This window comes from Mesorhizobium sp. ESP7-2, assembly GCF_020164715.1.
Lineage (GTDB): Bacteria > Pseudomonadota > Alphaproteobacteria > Rhizobiales > Rhizobiaceae > Mesorhizobium.
In genome coordinates this window covers 227,943-246,261 of sequence record NZ_JAIUGQ010000003.1, presented here as the reverse complement: position 1 = coordinate 246,261, position 18,319 = coordinate 227,943, and the positions used below count along the sequence as shown (strand labels likewise).

Here is an 18,319-nt window from a genome sequence, read left to right as displayed (position 1 = left end):
AGCCATTCGCCACCACCGAAATTCCAGTCTAGAATAGGAAATCGGCTTCGTGTATGGAGCCGCCACCCCATTTAGGGGCTGAAATGGCGGGCAAGGGTGTTCGCCGGAAAGAGCGTTGGGTGCAGCGATGACGAAATGGTCGCCGAATTCGTGGAGAGCAAAGCCGATCAAGCAGGTTCCCGCTTATCCGGACCTTGCCGCGCTGAAGAATACGGAAGCCCAACTCGCCACCTTTCCGCCGCTGGTCTTCGCCGGCGAGGCGCGCAAGCTGAAGAAGCAACTCGCGGCTGTCGCTGCCGGTGACGCCTTCCTGCTCCAGGGCGGCGACTGCGCCGAGAGTTTTGCCGAACATGGCGCGGACAACATCCGCGACTTCTTCCGCGTCTTCCTGCAGATGTCGGTCGTGCTGACCTTTGCCGGTGCCCAGCCGGTGGTGAAGGTTGGCCGCGTCGCCGGCCAATTCGCCAAGCCGCGCTCGTCCGACAACGAGACCAAGGGCGGCGTGACGCTGCCGAGCTACCGCGGCGACATCATCAACGGCATCGAGTTCGACGCCAAGTCGCGTATTCCCGATCCGGCGCGCCAGGAAATGGCCTACCGCCAGTCGGCGGCGACGCTCAACCTTTTGCGCGCCTTCGCGCAAGGCGGCTATGCCAACCTGGAGAATGTGCATAGCTGGATGCTCGGTTTCGTCTCCGATAGCCCGCAGGGCGAAAAATACGAGTCGCTCGCCAACCGCATCACCGAGACGATGGATTTCATGCGCGCGGTCGGCATTACGTCCGAAACCAATTTCGCGCTGCGCGAAACCGACTTCTACACCAGCCACGAGGCGCTACTGCTCGGCTACGAGGAGGCGCTGACCCGTGTCGATTCGACCTCCGGCGACTGGTACGCCACGTCGGGCCATATGATCTGGATCGGCGACCGCACGCGCCAGCCCGACCACGCGCATGTCGAATATTGCCGCGGCATCAAGAACCCGCTCGGCCTGAAATGCGGTCCGTCGCTGACGCCGGACGGCCTGCTGGAACTGATCGACCTGTTGAACCCCGAGAACGAGCCGGGGCGGCTGACACTGATCGCCCGCTTCGGTTCGGACAAGGTTGCCGACCATCTGCCGAAGCTGGTGCGCGCGGTGCAGAAGGAAGGCCGCAGCGTGGTCTGGTCGTCGGATCCGATGCATGGCAACACGATCGAAGCGGCCGGCTACAAGACACGGCCCTTCGACCGCATCCTGAAGGAGGTGCAGACCTTTTTCGAGGTGCACCGCGCCGAAGGCACCCATCCGGGCGGCATCCATGTCGAGATGACCGGCAAGAACGTCACCGAATGCACCGGTGGCGCGCGTGCCATCACCGCCGAGGAGTTGCAGGACCGCTACCACACCCATTGCGATCCGCGCCTCAACGCCGACCAGGCGATCGAACTGGCCTTCCTGGTCTCAGACTTGTTGAAGAAGAGCCACCCGGTGCAGCACAGGCAAGTCGCGAACGGCTGAGCCTGGCCAATTGGATCGATAAAGGAAAGGCGTCTGAGAAACCCGGCGCCTTTTCCATTTTCAGCTTTTTTGTTTGTTCCTTCGACCGCGCTAGCGCGACCGGAAAAAAGCAAAGGCTTCAGTCTTGCTTGTAGAGCAGCCAGCTCTTGCCGGTGCGCCCTGCCATGGCCGAATGCCTGGTAATGCGGTTGCGGCCACCGACTTTCGAGCGATAGAGCGCGCGATCCGCCTTGGTGTAGAGGTCTTCGGGGCCTTCGGCCTCGGACGCCATGCAGATGCCCATCGACACCGTCACCGTGCCGTAGTTCATCCCGGTCTGGCTGCTGGTGAACGGCGTCTGCTCGATCAGGGCACGAATGCGTTCCGCGATCTCGTAGGTTGCGTCCTCGCTGGCGCCCTCGATGATCAGCGCGAACTCCTCGCCGCCGGTGCGGGCGACGAACATGTCGCTGCGAATGCTGGTCTGGAAAATCTCGGCGATGATCTGGATGATCTTGTCGCCGACAGGATGGCCGTAGCGGTCGTTGATGTCCTTGAACCGATCGATGTCGACAAGAACCAGGGCATTGAACAGGATACCCTTGGTGCTGTTGTAGATCCTGGTGATTTCCTTGTCGAAGGCGCGGCGGTTCCAGATATGGGTCAAAGGATCCGTGTCGGCCAGCCGCTTGTATTCCTCGAGCTTCGACTTGACGCTCTCGAGCTCCGCCGTCTTGTCGCCGAGCGTCGAGGCGATCTGCCGGCCGTGATCGATCGTCGAATTGGTCGCGATCGTCATTGCGTTGGCGATCTTTTGCAGAAGATCCTGGGAGAGAAGGCTGCGGTTGCTCAGGCCGCTCGATGTCTCATCGAGGATTCTGCCGTATTTTTCGATGTGGCTGCGCTCGCTGCGCAGGAGCGACGCGACCTCCTCGAGTTCTCGGGCGATGATGTCTCTGGCATGCTCGACGATGCCAGGGCCATGGTTATGGGCGAAGAAGGTGCGCCCGATCTGGTCGATCTCGTCCTGCGTCGGCCGGTTGCTCAGCGATACGACGGCGAGGCTGAGCTCGCGGTTGGTGCCGCTCAAGGCCTCATAGAAAATCTCGTAGTTGCGTGGCACACCGAGTACGCCAAGTTGGCGCATGGTGGCGACAACGGTGGTTGCGATATCGGTGCTTCGTTCGGTCGGGGCTGCTGCCGGCTGCATGTCTGATTCACTCTTCCCCTCGGATCCCGACGCAGAATTCGCGGGTCCATTGATCGCCGACCTGGGGAGCGCTACCCAATGCTCCAGAACAACTTGCGAAGAGGCGCGGCCCCATCCGCACCCTTCGCTTGTGAGATCATAGTTGCGTCATCGCTAAAGTTTCCTTAATTCGCACGACTTCCACAGGTTTTCTCTACCTGTGGCTGTACGCGCGTAAAGTTTTGCATTGCCATCGCGCGACAGCACTCAGTTTGGCGGTCTTGAATTCGAAATTCCGCGGTGTGCCTGCCGCAAATGAAACTGAATTTCGAATTTGTCACGCCAATCGATGTCGTATTTGCTTGCGCGTAACCACCGCGAAGCTGGAATCCTGACAATGATGCTGGACGAGTTTTCTTCGAGGAGTGCCGAAATGAGCGACAACCACCAGGGATCATGTCTGTGCGGAGCGGTCCGCTTCCGCACGAGTGGCGCGCTGCGTGGGGTTGTCTACTGCCATTGTTCGCAATGTCGCAAACAGAGCGGGCATTTCTATGCCGCGACCAATGTCGCCGACCCCGACATCATGATCGACGGCACGGAAAGCATCACCTGGTACGAGGCTTCTTCCTTTGCCAAGCGCGGCTTTTGCAAGACATGCGGCTCGCTGCTGTTCTGGAAGCCGCGGGACGACGCTTATATCTCGGTCCTGGCGGGATCGTTCGACACGCCGACGGAGCTCAAGGGCGAATGCCATATCTTCGTCGGCGACAAAGGCGACTACTATTCGATCGACGACGGGCTACCCCAGTTTGAAATGTCGACACCGTCGATCAAGGTACTGTCGGGCAAATGAAATTTGGGCGATCAGCCTTATTCCATTGATCGGGGCATTGCTTTATCCCGGGCCGGTGATTCCGAGAGGGGCCTTGGCATGCAGCGGCTGATCGATGCTTTTATCAATTCGGTGCGGGCATTTCGCAAGCTTGCGGTCAGCGAGAAGGCTTTCCAGCAGGAACTGATGCTGCTGGTGCTGGCCTTGCCTGCTGGCTGGTTCGTCTCGGTCTCCTGGCGCGGTTACGCCTTGCTCATCGGTGCGGTGCTGATGCTGATCATGGTGGAGGTGCTGAACACCGGCATCGAGGCGGCCTGCGATGCGTTCAGCCGCGAATTCAATGTCGATATCCAGCTGGCCAAGGACTGCGGCTCGCTGGCGGTGCTGATTTCGGTCGTGATCGTTGCCGGCGTCTGGAGTATCGCTCTCATCGAGCGGATCACCGGCGCTTCCATCTGATTTTCCTCGCGAGGAGAGAAGCGGTTCACTGCTCCCGGTCGCGCTCCCGCTTGGCGATGTGGCGGGCGACAAGCCAGGCAAGCACGGCCACGGCAAGGCCGATGCCAAGCCCGACGAACAGCCGCTCGTGGCGCAGCAGCGTCTGGCCAATCAACTGTTCGGCTCCCAATCCGAAGACATAGCCGATCGAGCTGAACAGCACCGCCCAGATCACCGATGAGATGGCGTTGAGAATGACGAAGCGCGGCGCCGCTATGGTCGAAAGGCCGGCCGCGACGCCGCCGACCAGGCGCATGCCGTAGATGTAGCGGTTCGACAGCACGAAGATGTTGGGATGGGTGTTGAGCAGGCGGTAGGCGCGACGAAAGCCGGGCCGCCGGCGCAGCCTGACGACATGGCGATTGTCGGCGAAACTCCTGCCGAGGATGAAGAAGAAGGTGTCGCCGGCGAAGGCGCCCAGCGCCGCCGCGACAAAGGCATGCCACAGCACGAAGACATGCTGGTGAGCGAAGAAGCCGCCCAGGATCGCGGCACTTTCGCCTTCGGCCACGCAACCTAGAAAGACTGCCAGCAACCCGTATTGTTCGATGAAATGGTGGATCGTCTCGGTCATGACGCCGACTGTTGCGACAGTCTTTCATCGATCCGCTTGACCACTTCCGCCAGCCGCACGATCTCGTCGCGCATGCCGATGATCTGGCTGTGGCGCAGCTCATCCATTTTCTCATGCAGCGCCATGATCTCGATCTCCGCCTTCAGATTGACCTCGTAGTCGTGGGCGGCATCGATGCGGTCGCGCTCGGTCTGCCGGTTCTGCGCCATCATGATCACCGGCGCCTGCAAGGCGGCGACCATAGAGAGAACCAGGTTGAGGAAGATGAAGGGGTAGGGGTCGAACGCATCGCGCGACAACAGCCAGACATTGCCTGATGTCCACACGATCAGGAAGGCGACAAAGGTCAGGATGAAGGACCAGGAGCCGCCGATGCGGGCGATCGTATCGGCAAGGCGGTCACCAAAGGTCTGGTGGAAGGCGACGGCCTTGTTGGTGTCCCTGGTGATGGTGGTACGCTCGATGGTGCTTTGCAGCACCCGGCTTTCGAGCTGGCTCAGCCCATCCGGCTTTCGCCTCAGCCAGCGGTTCGCCAGATCGTCGATCGTCTTGTTCATGGCCGTCTCCAAGCGCTTTGCTGCGCTAGAGGTAGAGGCTGCCGGCCCGGGCGGGAAGTGCTAGATTGAGGCGAACCGAGGGGACCGATGGCCGACTTCAAGAAAATTCGCGCTCGCGCGGCAAATCGCAAGGGCGGTGAGGCGGAACTGACCTCCCTGTTGGGGCCGATGCCCGACAATGCGGCGGTGGCCGACATCACCGATGACCGTATCCTCTCGACGATGGCCGAGCGCGTCTTCGCGGCCGGCTTCGTCTGGCGGGTCGTCGAGCAGAAATGGCCGGGATTCGAAGAGGCGTTCCTGCGCTTCGAGCCAAAGCGGCTGTTGTTCCAGCCTGACGATTTCTGGCACGACCTGGCGTCGGATCAACGCATCGTGCGCAATCCGCAAAAGATCAAATCCGTTCGCGACAACGCCGCTTTCGTCGAACGCGTGTCCAGGGAACATGGCGGCTTCGGCAATTTTCTCGCCGAATGGCCCGCCGATGATCAGGTCGGGCTGATGGCCTATCTGGGCAAGCATGGCAGCCGGCTCGGCGGCAACACCGGCCAGTATTTCCTGCGTTGGCTGGGCTGGGATGCTTTCGTCATTTCGGCCGACATGGCGGCCGCCCTTCGCGACGCGGACCTCGACATCGCCGAAAATCCGACATCGAAGAAGGACCTCGACAAGATCCAGGTCCAGATCAACCGATGGGTGGCAGACACGGGCCTGCCGCGCCGGCACATCTCGCGTATCCTGGCGATGTCGATCGGCGAAAACCACTCTCCGGAATCGTTGCGCGACTATATGGGCGACGATTGACGGCCTGAATTGGTCCAAGCGAACGGCCATTGCGGGGCGGATTTTGCCGCGCTAAGTCAGCAGGCATGACCAAGAAGCTCGACATACTGCGTATCGCCATTGCCCAGCTCAACCCGACCGTCGGTGACGTCGCCGGCAACCTCGCCAAGGCGCGCGAGGCGAGGGTGGATGCCGCCCGCCAGGGCGCCGATCTCGTGCTCTACACCGAGCTTTTCCTTGCAGGCTATCCGCCGGAGGATCTGGTGCTGAAGCCGGCCTTCCTCAGGGCATGCGAGCGCGCCGCCGAGGACTTTGCCGCCGATACCGCCGATGGCGGTCCTGGCGTCATCATCGGCACGCCGCTGAAGCGCAAGAGCGGCACGCATAATTCCATCGTCTTCGCCGATGGCGGCAAGATCATCGCCGAACGCTACAAGCTCGACCTGCCGAACTACGGTGAGTTCGATGAGAAGCGCGTCTTCCAGGCTGGGCCGGAGATACAGGGGCCGGTCAACTTCCGTGGCGTGCGCATCGGCATACCGATCTGCGAGGACATCTGGGGCGAGGCGGGCATTTGCGAAACGCTGGCCGAAAGCGGCGCGGAAATCCTGCTGGTGCCGAACGGTTCGCCCTACTACCGCGCCAAGATCGACGTTCGTCACCAAGTCGTCATCAAGCAAGTCATCGAATGCGGCTTGCCGATGATCTATGCCAACCAGCTCGGCGGCCAGGACGAGCTGATCTTCGACGGCGCCTCCTTCGCTATCGGGGCGGACAAGACGCTCGCCTTCCAGATGAGCCAGTTCGAGGACGCGGTCGACGTCACCACCTGGAAACGTACTGATAATGGCTGGGTCTGTTCGCAAGGACCGATGTCGAAAATCCCGGACAAGGAAGAGGCCGACTATCGCGCCTGCATGCTCGGCCTGCGCGACTACGTCAACAAGAACGGCTTCAAGAATGTGGTGCTTGGCCTGTCCGGCGGCATCGATTCGGCGATCTGTGCCGCCCTTGCGGTCGACGCGCTCGGCGAGGAGCGGCTGCGTGCCATCATGATGCCTTATCGCTACACCTCGAAGGACTCGCTGAGGGATGCCGAGGACTGCGCCCGTGCGCTCGGCTGCCGCTATGACATTGTGCCGATCTTCGAGCCGGTCGAAGGATTTCTGCATACGCTGACGCAGTTGTTCGAAGGCACCAAGGAAGGCATCACCGAGGAGAATTTGCAGAGCCGCGCGCGCGGCACCATCCTGATGGCGATCTCCAACAAGTTCGGCTCGATGGTGGTCACCACGGGCAACAAGAGCGAGATGTCGGTCGGTTACGCCACGCTCTACGGCGACATGAATGGCGGCTTCAATCCGATCAAGGACCTTTACAAGATGCAGGTCTATGCGCTGTCGCGCTGGCGCAACAGCCATGTGCCGCCGGGCGCGCTCGGGCCTTCGGGCGAGGTGATCCCGAAGAACATCATCGACAAGGCGCCGTCGGCCGAACTGCGCGAGAACCAGACCGACCAGGATTCGCTGCCGCCCTATCCGGTGCTGGACGATATTCTGGAATGTCTGGTCGAGAACGAGATGGGCGTCGACGACATCGTCGCACGCGGCCATGACCGGGCGACGGTGACGCGCATCGAGCACTTGCTCTACATCGCCGAATACAAGCGCCGGCAGGCGGCGCCGGGTGTGAAGATCACCAGGAAGAATTTTGGCCGCGACCGCCGCTATCCCATCACCAACCGTTTCAGGGATCGTGGATAGGCGTCCTTTCGCTTGCTGAGCGGGATTGCGCGATGCTGCGGGCGAGTGTGCAACCATGCCGACTGTCGCGGATCGATTTCCGAGCGACCTCCGACCTGCTGATGGCGTGCGGGGTGAACACCCTGCAACGACGATAGGCACAAGCCTCGACTGTTGCAAAGTCGCCTCATCGGCTGGGCCAGAAGTGCTTTTGGCCGTGGCTTGCCTTGGCGAGCGATCGAAGCATCCCTATAACGGCTTTTCCGCGATTCCCTTCAGGGAGGACCGAATGCCAGGATTTGACATCGTTATGCGAGGCCGCGAGGCCTAGGTCTGCGCCGGTGTTCCGAAGTGTCGGAACCATACCGGACGCAGAAAAGGCATTTGCCGCTGCCGGTCGCCGCCCATGGGCAGGCAACCTACCATAGCCGAACCTCCGCATTCACGGGCAATTAGCCCCGCGCGGTTTTCAACTTTCGACCTTACTGGGATCGGGCTCGTTTGCGCCCGGATGACATCATGGCTCGTTTCAAGATCGATTTGCGCGCGAGCGCCTTTCGCAGCGTTCTTGGCTTCACACTAACCCATTGGCGGCGCCAGCCGTGGCGGCTTTCGCTGATCATGGGCGGGTTCCTGCTGTCGACACTGGCCGACGTGCTGACACCGCTCTATTCCGGCCGGCTGGTCGACGCCGTCGCCAGCAGCGCCGGAGCGGATACCATTGCCTGGAACGCCGCGATGACGGCATTTTTCATCTTGATGGCACTGGCGCTGACTGGTGTCGTGTTGCGCAATCTTGCCTTCATGGGCATCGTTGAGTTGACACTCAAGATGATGGCCGAAATCGCGGCGGACGCCTTCCATCGCGTTCAGCGCTTTTCGACCGACTGGCACGCCAACTCGTTTGCCGGCTCGACGGTGCGCAAGGTGACGCGCGGCATGTGGGCGCTCGACCTGCTCAACGACACCATCCTGATCGCGCTGTTGCCGTCGGTGGTGATGCTTGCCGGTTCGACGCTGCTGCTCGGCTGGTTCTGGCCGCTGATGGGCGCGGTCGTTGCTGCCGGCTCGGTGCTGTTCATCATGGTGACGGGGATGGGTAGTGTCTCAGTTTGAAATTTTCCCTCCCGCATATCCAGTTTGATGGCGTAGGCGAAAACGCCTATATGCTTACCGGAAAGCATGGGAGCGAGGACAATGCCAATCTACGAAAAAGAGTTCTACCGGAGGGGCCTGGCTTGGGGGAACCATGTAGTTTGGACGCTACGATTTGACAGTGACACCGGCGCATTGCGTGTGCTTGTAACGCGTTCCTCAAAGGCCGATTGGAGGAATGATGAGTTGACACCCGGCAAATTTCTCAAATCCGGCAATGTGCGAGCCCGCACAATGTTCAAGCACACGTTATCGTCGCTTATCGCTGGGGCCGGGCTAAAGGAGGTTGGTGCCGATGCCCACCGGACCTAAAGGCCAGAAGCGCCCCGCCGACGTGATCGGCAACGCCGTCCGCGTCATGCGCATTGCCACGGGCGAGGAAGCCGACGACGCGCAGGACGACGGCAAGAATGCCGCTGCCAAAGAGCTTGGTTCCAAGGGCGGCAAGAAGCGCGCCGCCAACATGACGCCAGAGCGGCGCGCCGAGATCGCCAAGAAGGCGGCGGCGAAACGCTGGGGAAAATAGCAAGCACGTTCACTTTTGTTCCAAAGGATGCTTGCTGAAGGCCTAGCAAGCATGTTAGCGCTCTTTGCAAGCAAGCAAGGAGCGATTCTATGCCAGTTCAGTCGAAGCAGAGCCTTGGCGGGGTAGCCCGCGCGGAAAATCTGACTGCCGAGGTAAAGAGCGAGATAGCAAGAACAGCTGCCAGGGCACGGTGGGCGTTGCCCGAGGAACGCGGCATCTTGCCAGAGGCGTCTTCACAGGGCGTCTTGCCCATCGGTGATGTCACGATTGACTGCTATGTCCTCAAAGATCGTCGGCGACTAATCCATAAACGGGCCATGGCCCGCGCTCTCGGCCTGAAATCGGATGGCGGCAACGCCTTCATGAAGACGCTAAACGGCAAAACGTTAGGATCCAAGATCCCCGTTGAATTGCGTAAAAAGATTGAAAACCATATTGTTTTCAAGCCGTTAAGTGGGGATCCAGCCCACGGCTACGAAGCAAGCGTTCTGATCGACCTCTGCGGCGCGCTCATTGATGCCGAGCCCGATCTTTTGCCAAATCAAAAGTTCCTTGCGAAACAGGCCGAGATCATTATCCGCGCGGCCGCTAAGGTGGGTATCGTCGCCCTAATTGATGAGGCGACTGGATTCATTGAGGACAAGCGGCGCGAGGAATATCGCGAGATTTGGCAACAGTTCATTCGCGAAGAGGCGAAGAAGTGGGAAGAGCCTGAATTTCCTGATGCGCTTTTCGAAATATTTTATAAGACTTACGGTCTGAAACGGATAAACCCCGATTCGACAAAGCATCCAAAGTTCTTTGCGAAGCTCATTCGAAAATATATTTATCAGCCGTTACTCAATTCAAACGGCGCCATCCTCGAACTTCTGGATGAGAAGAACCCTGTCGTCTATGCGAATGGAGGCAGGCGTTTCAAGTTATGGCAGTTCCTCACGGAAGAAATTGGCCTGCCGGCTGTTCGTGCACAAATTTGGCAGGTTGTCGGTATAGGCAAGGGCTCTAGGAATAAGGCCCAGTTGGCGACCCGATTCTATGAGTCGTTTCCCGAGGCCAGAGATCCCCGGCCCGAAGCTATCCGAGATCTGTTCGAGGATGCTTGACGCTAAGCATAAAAGTTCATATATTAGGGGCATGAACAAGCTGCCCCTGAAAACCCGCGTCCAAATCCTCACCATGTTTTGCGAGGGATCGTCCATGCGGTCGATCTCCCGCGTTGCCGACGTGAGCATCAACACCGTGAGTAAGTTGCTTGTCGATGCCGGTAAATTTTGCGCCGACCTGCATGACCGCGAAGTCCGCAACGTGAAGTCCAAGCGCGTTCAGTGCGACGAAATTTGGAGTTTTACAGGCGCAAAGCAGAAGAACGTCGCGGGCATGAAAAAGCCCGTCGATGGCGCTGGCGACACATGGACCTGGACCGCTCTGGACAGCGACAGCAAGCTTATCATTTCGTGGCTGGTCGGCGGTCGCGATGGCGAATATGCGCTGGCCTTTATGGACGATGTGAAGGAACGTCTCGCCAATCGCGTCCAGCTTACGACCGATGGCCATAAAGCCTATCTGAACGCGGTCGAGGAAGCCTTTGGAGCCGACATCGATTACGCCATGCTGGTCAAGATGTATGGCGAGCCGGAAGGCAAGGCGGCGCCACAGGAACGCCGCTACAGCCCCGCCGTCTGCACTGGCGCAAAGAAGACCCGCATCGAAGGGGAGCCCGATCTGGCGCATGTCAGCACGTCGCATGTCGAGCGGCAGAACCTCACCATGCGTATGCAAATGCGCCGCTTCACGCGCTTGACCAACGGGTTCTCAAAGAAGTTCGAAAACCACGTGCACATGGTCGCTCTGTACACGGTCTGGTACAACTTCATCCGCATTCACAAGACGCTGAAAATGTCGCCGGCAATGGCCGCCGGCGTGTCGAATACGCTCTGGTCAATGGACAATCTTTGCGAGAAGATGGACGCCATTGCACCTAAGCCGGGCAAGCGCGGGCCGTACCAAAAACGTGCGGAGACCGTATGAAATGCACAAACTTCGTGTAAATCTTCTTGATCTGTTAAGGCGAACGCTCTATGTGTGACGACATCAACGCTGTCGGTTTACCGGCAGCCCACGGCGGCCTCGGTGCCGCCGTTTCTTTGAGATCTGCCGTCTACATAGATGGGTTCAACCTTTATCACGCGGTAGACAATCTTGGCGTTCCCCATCTTAAATGGGTGAACTATGACGCTTTATCGAAGCGAATAATTCGCAGGGACGAGACACTTGTTCGCGTCGTTTGGTGTACCGCCGTCAATACGAAAAACGTAGCGAAGATGTTGCGTTGGCGCGAATTTCGCAAAGCTCAATTAAGCGTCGGTGTTGTCTGCGCAGAGGGGCATTTCGTTGAGGAGCCGCGCCGTTGTCATGACGGACACGACTACCTACACCCCACCGAAAAAGCTGGCGACGTGAACCTGGCTATTCATCTCATAAGCGATGCGCACTTGGATCGCTTCGATGTCGCCTATCTGGTCACGGCAGACTCAGACCAAGTCGCAACGGCCAAGATGTTTAGGGAACGGTTCCCCGATAAGCAGATCATTAGCGTTGCCCCTCCGGGCCGATCTCACAGCAAAGAGATTTTGCCTCACGTTCACGATATCCGGTCGATTGAGCGGGCGACTATCGAGGCTTGCCAGTTTGAAGGCGCGGTCATAGTCGTGAATGGCGAGAGGGTGGCTAAGCGGCCACCGCAATATGCACCGCCCGAAGTTGCGCCCGTTCAAATTTCAAACTGAGACACTACCCGGGGATGCTGTCGCTCGGCTATGTCGCGCCGGCGGCAAGGCTTGCCAACACCTGGGACACGCGCCTCGGTGGCTCGCTGGCCGACGCGGTGAGCTGCAACGCGGTGGTCAAGGGCTTTGGCGCCGAGGAACGCGAGGAGCGCCGCCTCGCTAGGGTGGTCGCCAAATGGCGTGCCCGCACACGGCGGACCTGGGTGCGCGGCACCATCAACGGCACCACGCAAGGGGCGCTGCTGCTGGTCATGCGGGCCGCGGTGATCGGCCTGGCGCTGATGCTGTGGTCATGGGGGCAGGCGAGCGCCGGCGATGTCGCTTTCGTATTGACCTCGTTCTTCGTGCTGCAAGGCTATCTCAGGGATATCGGCACGCATATCCGCAATTTGCAGCGTTCGATCAACGACATGGAGGAACTGGTCGATTTCCAGTCGGAACCGCTGGGCATCGAGGATGAGGCCGGCGCCGGACCGATTGCCATCACGCAGGGCCACATCGCCTTCGACGACGTCACCTTTCACTACGGTAATCACCGGTCGCCGCTCTACCGCGACTTTTCGGTCGACATCGCGCCGGGTGAGCGTGTCGGGCTGGTCGGTCACTCGGGTTCGGGCAAGACGACATTCGTCAAGCTCATCCAGCGGCTCTATGACGTCGGCGCGGGCAAGATCGTGATCGACGGCCAGGATATCTCGCAGGTCGCCCAGGCGTCGCTGCGCGGCCAGATCGCGATCGTCCAGCAGGAACCGATCCTGCTCCACCGTTCCCTGGCGGAAAACATCGCCTATGGCAGGCCAGGCGCAACGCAGGACGAGATCGAGCATGCCGCCAGACTGGCGAGCGCGCACGACTTCATCGCCAACCTGCCGAAGGGCTATGGCACGCTGGTCGGCGAGCGTGGCGTGAAACTGTCGGGCGGCGAGCGCCAGCGTGTGGCGATCGCCCGCGCTTTCCTGGCCGATGCGCGCATCCTGATCCTGGACGAGGCGACGTCGAGCCTCGATTCGGAATCCGAGGTGCTGATCCAGCAGGCGATGGAACGGCTGATGGTCGGCCGCACGACGCTGGTCATAGCGCATCGGCTTTCGACCGTGAGGGCGCTCGACAGGCTGCTGGTCTTCGATCGCGGCAAGATCGTCGAGGAAGGCTCGCATGACGATTTGATCCGCCTGAAGGGCGGCATCTACCGCCGCCTGTTCGAGCGCCAGGCGCTGGAGCTGACCAAAGGCCTGGTCAGCTGACCTGACATGGCCTCCGGCTTCGGCCGGGGGCCATCTCCATCACGCGCTGCGAGACGTCCCCCCAGTCGCCTGGCGTATGCCGGCTGGGCAAATCCGCCAGTGGAGTCCTTTTCCAGATATCGAGTTCGAGACGTCTGTTTACGCTACCGACCGAGATTCGTTGTCTCTACTTTTGGTTGCCGTATGCTAAAAATGGCAACCTAAGCGGCTTTCACAATGCATCTTGTTTCCGAAACTACCGGCATGGAAAAGGTGGCTGCGCCATCGGTGCTGGAATCTCGGCACGGCTCGGTTCGGCCGCTCGCCGCCGAAGATCTCGAGCGCGTCGCCGCACTCTTCCTGACGAAGTTTCGCCGGCGGCGGCGCCACCTCCTCGATCGCGCGATCGTGGAGACGGCCGAGTATATGAGAAGGATCTATCTCGACCCTGCCCGCCAGTCCGGTGAGAGCAACGCTCTTGTCCAGATCAAGCGGCAGGGCGATCTAGGTGGGTTCCTTGGTGTCCTGAAGGCCCGTTACGAGTTCAACGGTGCGGCATTGAATGCGGCGATCATCGGTCCGTTCATGGCCGACCCTGGCGCCGATCACGGCTCGGCAGGACCGCAACTGCTGCGTGCCTTGCATCGAGGTGAATTCGATCTGCAGCTGACCGATTCGGCCAACCGCGTATCTCTGGCCTTCGCGCGTCCGATGAAATACCAGCTCCTGCCGGTCCATTGTCTGGGATGGACCTATATTTTCCGGCCGGCCGCGATGGCCGCCGCCGCATTGCATCGCAAATGGCCCCGCCTGCCTCGCCTGGCACTCGATCCCTTCGCGAGGGCATTCGACGCTCTCGCGAAGGGAAGGTTCGAACCGCCTATCCAGCCTTCATCATCGCAACGGGTCCATGCCGAGGCGATCAATGCCGCGCAATTTGCCGAGCGGCTGCCGACCCTCCTGTCCGATTAGGCTCTTCGGCCGAGCTGGAGGGACGGCGAGTTGCCGCGGCTGCTCGCACTGGCGGCCGAGAAGCGGGCCGACGGCCCACTTCATTTCGGCGGAACTTACGACGAGACGGGCAAAATGCTCGGTTGCTATGCCTTCTATGGTCAAGCCGGCGACATGGCGAGCCTGTTGCAAATCCAGGCTTCCGGACCTCACTGGCGCGCGACGCGGGATGGCCTTGTCGCGGCTGCGCGGGATATGGGCTGCGTGGGCATCACCGGGCAGACCCAGAGCCGATTCATGCCTCACCTCTTCGGCTACAGGAATCTCTTCTTCCGTTATGCCGGGGGAACGATGGTCCGCTCGCGAATCCCCGAGGTCACCGAAGCGGTTCGCTCTGGCGACATCGCTATCGGCGGCTTGATGGGCGACCGCTGACCCGCCTCAGCTCCGACGACATCGGCCGCTGATCGCTTCAACCATCTCTTCGTCGGCTCAGTCGGCCGACCGCCGCCCATGCGCCGCCAGAGACGCATCCGGCCGGTCTTTTCATTCCAGCCGCCATGTTCTATGTCTGCGGCACGGCGCGGGGGCGCATCTTGTCAATCACAAAGGCATCCGGTACGCCCCGCTCATGACAGTTACCGTTCGTTTCGCCCCGTCACCGACCGGCCGCATCCATATCGGCAATGCGCGCACCGCTCTGTTCAACTGGTTGTTTGCCCTCAACAACAAGGGCCGCTTCATCCAGCGCTTCGACGACACCGACATCGCCCGCTCGAAGCAGGAATTCGCCGACGCCATCCTTTACGACCTGCACTGGCTGGGGATTTTCCCGGATGCCACCGAGTATCAGTCGCGGCGCTTCGAAATCTATGACGCGGCGGTCGAGCGGCTGAAGGCGGCGGGTGTCCTCTACGCCTGCTACGAAACGCCGGAAGAACTCGATCTCAGGCGCAAGGTGCGCCGCACGCGAGGCCTGCCGCCGGTCTATGGCCGCGAGGCATTGGCGCTGACGACAGAGCAGGTGGCCGAATATCAGGCCGACGGGCGCCGGCCCCACTGGCGTTTCCTGCTGCCCAATTTCTCCAGCGATCCGCTGCAGCCGGAGCGTACCGAGATCCACTGGCACGATCTGGTGCGTGGCGAGGAGACGGTGGATCTGGCTTCGCTGTCCGATCCGGTTCTGGTGCGTGAGGACGGCACCTATCTCTACACGCTACCCTCCGTCGTCGACGACATCGAGATGGGCGTCAGCCACGTCATCCGCGGCGACGATCATGTCACGAACACCGGCGTGCAGATCGCCCTGCTCAAGGCGCTGGGTGCCGAGCCGCCGGTCTTCGGCCACCACAATCTCCTGACCACCGTCTCGGGCGAGGGGCTGTCGAAGCGCACCGGCGCGCTTTCCATCGAGAGCCTGCGCGAGGACGGCATCGAGCCGATGGCCGTCGCTTCGCTGGCCGTGCTGGTCGGCACGTCGGAGAATGTCGCGGCCGCGAATGACTTGGCCGAACTCGCCGGCCATTTCGACCCGGCCGCGACCTCGAAATCGTCGTCCAAGTTCGATCCGGCCGAATTGTTCGTGCTCAACCGGGTGCTGCTCCACCGTATGCCGTTCGACGAGGCGCGGGACCGGCTGATGGTGCTGGGTATTTCCGGCGAACGCGCCGAACCGTTCTGGCTGGCGGTGCGCGGCAATCTCGACCGGCTGGCCGATGCGGTTGCCTGGTGGCGTGTCCTGCGCGAAGGGCCGCAGGAGAAGCCCGAATTTTCCGATGACGACCGCGATTTTCTGCACCATGCGCTCGATCTCCTGCCTGAGGAGCCATGGAACGGGACGGTCTGGAAGGATTGGACCGGCAAGATCAGGGAAGCGACCGGCCGCAAGGGCAAATCGCTGTTCATGCCGCTCAGGCTTGCCCTTACCGGACTGCCTTCGGGGCCAGAGCTTGCAGATCTATTGCCGCTGATGGATCGGGAAGGAACGTTGGCCCGACGACCCTGACCTTGCGCTGTTCCGGGGGCACGGCCGAAACGGGCGATGCCACCGGCTTGGCCGAAAGGCGCTTGATGGCTTCACGATCGAGCCCGCCATCCATATTGGCCAAGGTCTCGGGGTCGGCACCCGGATCAGGCTTCGAGGCCGGCACCGGAACAATCGGCGCCGCATCCGGTTCGGGCGGTGATTGTTGCTGGCTTGGCGGGTTGCCGCCTATGATCTGGAAATTCTGCGCGGCATTGCAGCCGCAGGCGGGTGGCCGCGACGTGTTGGCCTGTTTGTAGAGATAGGCGGTCGGCAGTTCGCCATAGGGCCTGCCGGTGACCGATGACGTCATCGATGCCGAATCGTCGTCCATGCCGCGCGAATAGAAGACCTGCATCTCCGTGCCGGGGCAGGCCGATTCGCAATTCTTCTGGTCGCGCTCGAAATCGCCGGCCGAGGCGGCGTTCGACATGGGGAAGAAATAGCCGTCGCAAGTGCGCACGCAACTGGTGTGGAATTCGCCGCCGTTGCTCGCAACGTCCGGAATGCGGGGCTGGTTGAGGACGCGGCTGACATCGCGTTCCTCGGCGGAATCGTCAGGCTGGTCCAGCGTATCGATCTGCCGGTTGCCGCCGAAAAGCTGGTCGAAGAGGTTGGCATTACCCCCTTCTTCACGATTGGCTTCCTGCGGAGGCGCGCGGCGGGGTGCCACCGCGTCGTCACGGCAGTCATTGGCATCGAGCGCCGCCAGGATACGGCCCCGGTCGCGGCGTGAACCGCCGCCAGCGAGTTGGGCACGCTTGGTTTGCAAACTGTCGAGATTGGCGTTCATGCGCTCGATGGTGGCGTTCAGCCCGGCACACTGGTCGATGTTGCGCGAAAACAACGAGAACCCGCAGCCGGAATTGTTCGCCTGACCGCGAGCCTTCGAGATCTGTTTGCGCTGCCTTTCGATCGCGGCGTCATATTTCCGGACCAGTGCCGGGCCACCGCCACCGCCGCGTGAGGCCGCGGCGAGGTCGGCCTCCAGTTGCCGGCAGATCCGTGAAGCGGCCTGCGGCTCGCTGACCGCTGCGCCGGACAGCAGGATGCCAAGCAGCACGGCAGCATGCGCCTGCTTCAAACCTCCGCTTGCCATCCGTCTCGATCCCGCTTGTGTTCTGGTCGCCAAGGCTAACCCGTTCGCGGTTAATCGTCCATTTCGGAAGTCGCCTTGTCGCCGGCTGAGAAGCGGCGCGCATTGGATGGCGCCCATCAGTCCCGGCAATGGCCGGGCGGGCCGTCAGAACTTGTAGTTCATCCCGATCCTGACGGTACTGAACGTGTTGTCGAAGGTCGTATTGGAGTTGGGTCCGTAGTTGATGGTCTGGTCCCGCAGATCGACATATCGATATTCGGCATTTGCCGACCAATGATCGGTGATTGCCTGCTCCAGCCCCGCGCCAATCGTCCAGCCAACCTTGGTGTTCTTTTCGGAATAGCTGTTGGCGGGCCCATCGAGATATTGGGTCTCGACACCTCCGAAAGCAAGGCCGCCGGTCCCGTAAACAAGGGTGCTGTCGAACGCATAGCCCGCCCTGGCGCGGATCGTTCCGAACCAATCCACCTTGGTGTCGTAGACATCGCCTCCGCCTACATTGACCTCGTCGGAATGTCCCTTGATATCGGCGCCCGAAATATCGGCCTCGATCCCCAGAACCGCGGAGTTGACCTGGTAATTGTAGCCGATCTGGACACCGCCCAGAAAGCCGTCGATGTCGTAATCCTGCGTGCCCCGAATCGTTGGCGTGTTTGGCAGGTTGTAGGTCGCGTCGGTGCCGCCAAAACCATAGCCAAGATGCCCGCCGACATAGACGCCGGACCAGTCATGCACGGCCGGCTCCAACCCGATGGCGTCGGCGGCGAACGCCTCTACGCCAGTCACAGTCAGCATTGCCGAAGCGAGCAACAGGGCTCTCATGACACTCTCACCGCCTAATCAGACGGCGTGACCATATCAAATTGCTCCTTTCCGTGAAATCCGCATTCGTTCGATG

At 60.9% G+C, this 18,319-nt stretch carries 17 protein-coding genes and 2 pseudogenes; 14 read left to right on the top strand and 5 right to left on the bottom strand.

The genetic code is table 11. From position 1 onward, the window contains the following. Window positions 1–127 precede the first annotated feature (127 nt). A complete protein-coding gene (locus tag LB543_RS05330) occupies window positions 128–1,501 on the top strand; it encodes a class II 3-deoxy-7-phosphoheptulonate synthase (RefSeq protein WP_140757582.1) in 1,374 nt (457 codons plus the stop codon). 118 nt (window positions 1,502–1,619) lie between these two features. Here LB543_RS05330 and LB543_RS05325 read toward each other — a convergent pair whose 3' ends face one another. Further along, the gene (locus tag LB543_RS05325) at window positions 1,620–2,690 is read right to left on the bottom strand and encodes a sensor domain-containing diguanylate cyclase (RefSeq protein ID WP_224613314.1); all 1,071 of its coding nucleotides are present in this window, start codon (window positions 2,688–2,690) and stop codon (window positions 1,620–1,622) included. A gap of 412 nt (window positions 2,691–3,102) precedes the next feature. On the opposite strand from LB543_RS05325, the gene LB543_RS05320 reads away from it, so the two are divergent. Continuing rightward, window positions 3,103–3,525: a GFA family protein gene (locus LB543_RS05320; RefSeq protein ID WP_140808650.1), complete on the top strand. Its 423-nt coding sequence runs from the start codon at window positions 3,103–3,105 to the stop codon at window positions 3,523–3,525. A 78-nt stretch (window positions 3,526–3,603) separates the two neighbouring features. Beyond that, window positions 3,604–3,963 carry a diacylglycerol kinase gene (locus LB543_RS05315; protein WP_140808648.1) on the top strand — a complete coding sequence of 120 codons (360 nt, stop codon included), beginning with the start codon at window positions 3,604–3,606 and terminating at the stop codon, window positions 3,961–3,963. A gap of 25 nt (window positions 3,964–3,988) precedes the next feature. On the opposite strand, the gene LB543_RS05310 is transcribed toward LB543_RS05315, so the two are convergent. Both LB543_RS05310 and LB543_RS05305 read right to left on the bottom strand, forming a co-directional pair. Further along, complete coding sequence (locus tag LB543_RS05310; protein ID WP_224613313.1) at window positions 3,989–4,576, bottom strand: DedA family protein; 588 nt, start codon at window positions 4,574–4,576, stop codon at window positions 3,989–3,991. Beyond that, entirely contained in the window at window positions 4,573–5,133 is a 561-nt protein-coding gene (locus LB543_RS05305; RefSeq protein WP_140808644.1) for a DUF1003 domain-containing protein, read from the bottom strand. Before LB543_RS05305 ends, LB543_RS05310 begins: the two co-directional genes overlap by 4 nt. An 87-nt stretch (window positions 5,134–5,220) precedes the next feature. Here LB543_RS05305 and LB543_RS05300 point away from each other — a divergent pair, with 87 nt between their 5' ends. From LB543_RS05300 to LB543_RS05250, 11 genes and pseudogenes are all read left to right on the top strand, one after another. Continuing rightward, window positions 5,221–5,937 (top strand): DNA-3-methyladenine glycosylase I, encoded by a 717-nt coding sequence (locus tag LB543_RS05300; protein ID WP_224613312.1) that lies wholly within the window; start codon window positions 5,221–5,223, stop codon window positions 5,935–5,937. Between the two features lie 65 nt (window positions 5,938–6,002). Further along, window positions 6,003–7,679, top strand: a complete 1,677-nt coding sequence (locus LB543_RS05295; RefSeq protein WP_224613311.1) for an NAD+ synthase — start codon at window positions 6,003–6,005, stop codon at window positions 7,677–7,679. A gap of 498 nt (window positions 7,680–8,177) precedes the next feature. Further along, window positions 8,178–8,765, top strand: a pseudogene (locus tag LB543_RS05290) (ABC transporter transmembrane domain-containing protein); the annotation flags it as partial. 343 nt (window positions 8,766–9,108) lie between these two features. Further along, complete coding sequence (locus LB543_RS05285; RefSeq protein WP_224613310.1) at window positions 9,109–9,339, top strand: RNA-binding protein; 231 nt, start codon at window positions 9,109–9,111, stop codon at window positions 9,337–9,339. 89 nt (window positions 9,340–9,428) lie between these two features. Continuing rightward, window positions 9,429–10,442: a P63C domain-containing protein gene (locus LB543_RS05280; protein WP_224613309.1), complete on the top strand. Its 1,014-nt coding sequence runs from the start codon at window positions 9,429–9,431 to the stop codon at window positions 10,440–10,442. A gap of 31 nt (window positions 10,443–10,473) precedes the next feature. Continuing rightward, on the top strand, window positions 10,474–11,367 hold the full coding sequence (locus LB543_RS05275) for an IS1 family transposase (protein ID WP_224613308.1): 894 nt from the start codon (window positions 10,474–10,476) through the stop codon (window positions 11,365–11,367). A 50-nt stretch (window positions 11,368–11,417) separates the two neighbouring features. Next, entirely contained in the window at window positions 11,418–12,125 is a 708-nt protein-coding gene (locus tag LB543_RS05270; protein ID WP_224613307.1) for an NYN domain-containing protein, read from the top strand. A 17-nt stretch (window positions 12,126–12,142) separates the two neighbouring features. After that, window positions 12,143–13,369 (top strand): annotated as a pseudogene (locus tag LB543_RS05265) (ABC transporter ATP-binding protein); the annotation flags it as partial. A gap of 216 nt (window positions 13,370–13,585) precedes the next feature. Continuing rightward, on the top strand, window positions 13,586–14,320 hold the full coding sequence (locus tag LB543_RS05260; RefSeq protein ID WP_224613306.1) for a hypothetical protein: 735 nt from the start codon (window positions 13,586–13,588) through the stop codon (window positions 14,318–14,320). Window positions 14,321–14,350: 30 nt separating this feature from the next. After that, window positions 14,351–14,734 (top strand): hypothetical protein, encoded by a 384-nt coding sequence (locus tag LB543_RS05255; RefSeq protein ID WP_224613305.1) that lies wholly within the window; start codon window positions 14,351–14,353, stop codon window positions 14,732–14,734. Window positions 14,735–14,930: 196 nt separating this feature from the next. Beyond that, window positions 14,931–16,304, top strand: coding sequence for a glutamate--tRNA ligase (locus tag LB543_RS05250; RefSeq protein ID WP_224613304.1), 1,374 nt, complete (start codon window positions 14,931–14,933; stop codon window positions 16,302–16,304). Here the strand turns inward: LB543_RS05250 and LB543_RS05245 are convergent. Beyond that, window positions 16,222–17,421: a DUF2865 domain-containing protein gene (locus tag LB543_RS05245; protein ID WP_224613303.1), complete on the bottom strand. Its 1,200-nt coding sequence runs from the start codon at window positions 17,419–17,421 to the stop codon at window positions 16,222–16,224. The two genes, LB543_RS05250 and LB543_RS05245, sit on opposite strands and share 83 nt — an antisense overlap. A gap of 144 nt (window positions 17,422–17,565) precedes the next feature. Continuing rightward, window positions 17,566–18,243 (bottom strand): outer membrane protein, encoded by a 678-nt coding sequence (locus LB543_RS05240; protein WP_224613302.1) that lies wholly within the window; start codon window positions 18,241–18,243, stop codon window positions 17,566–17,568. Window positions 18,244–18,319 lie beyond the last annotated feature (76 nt).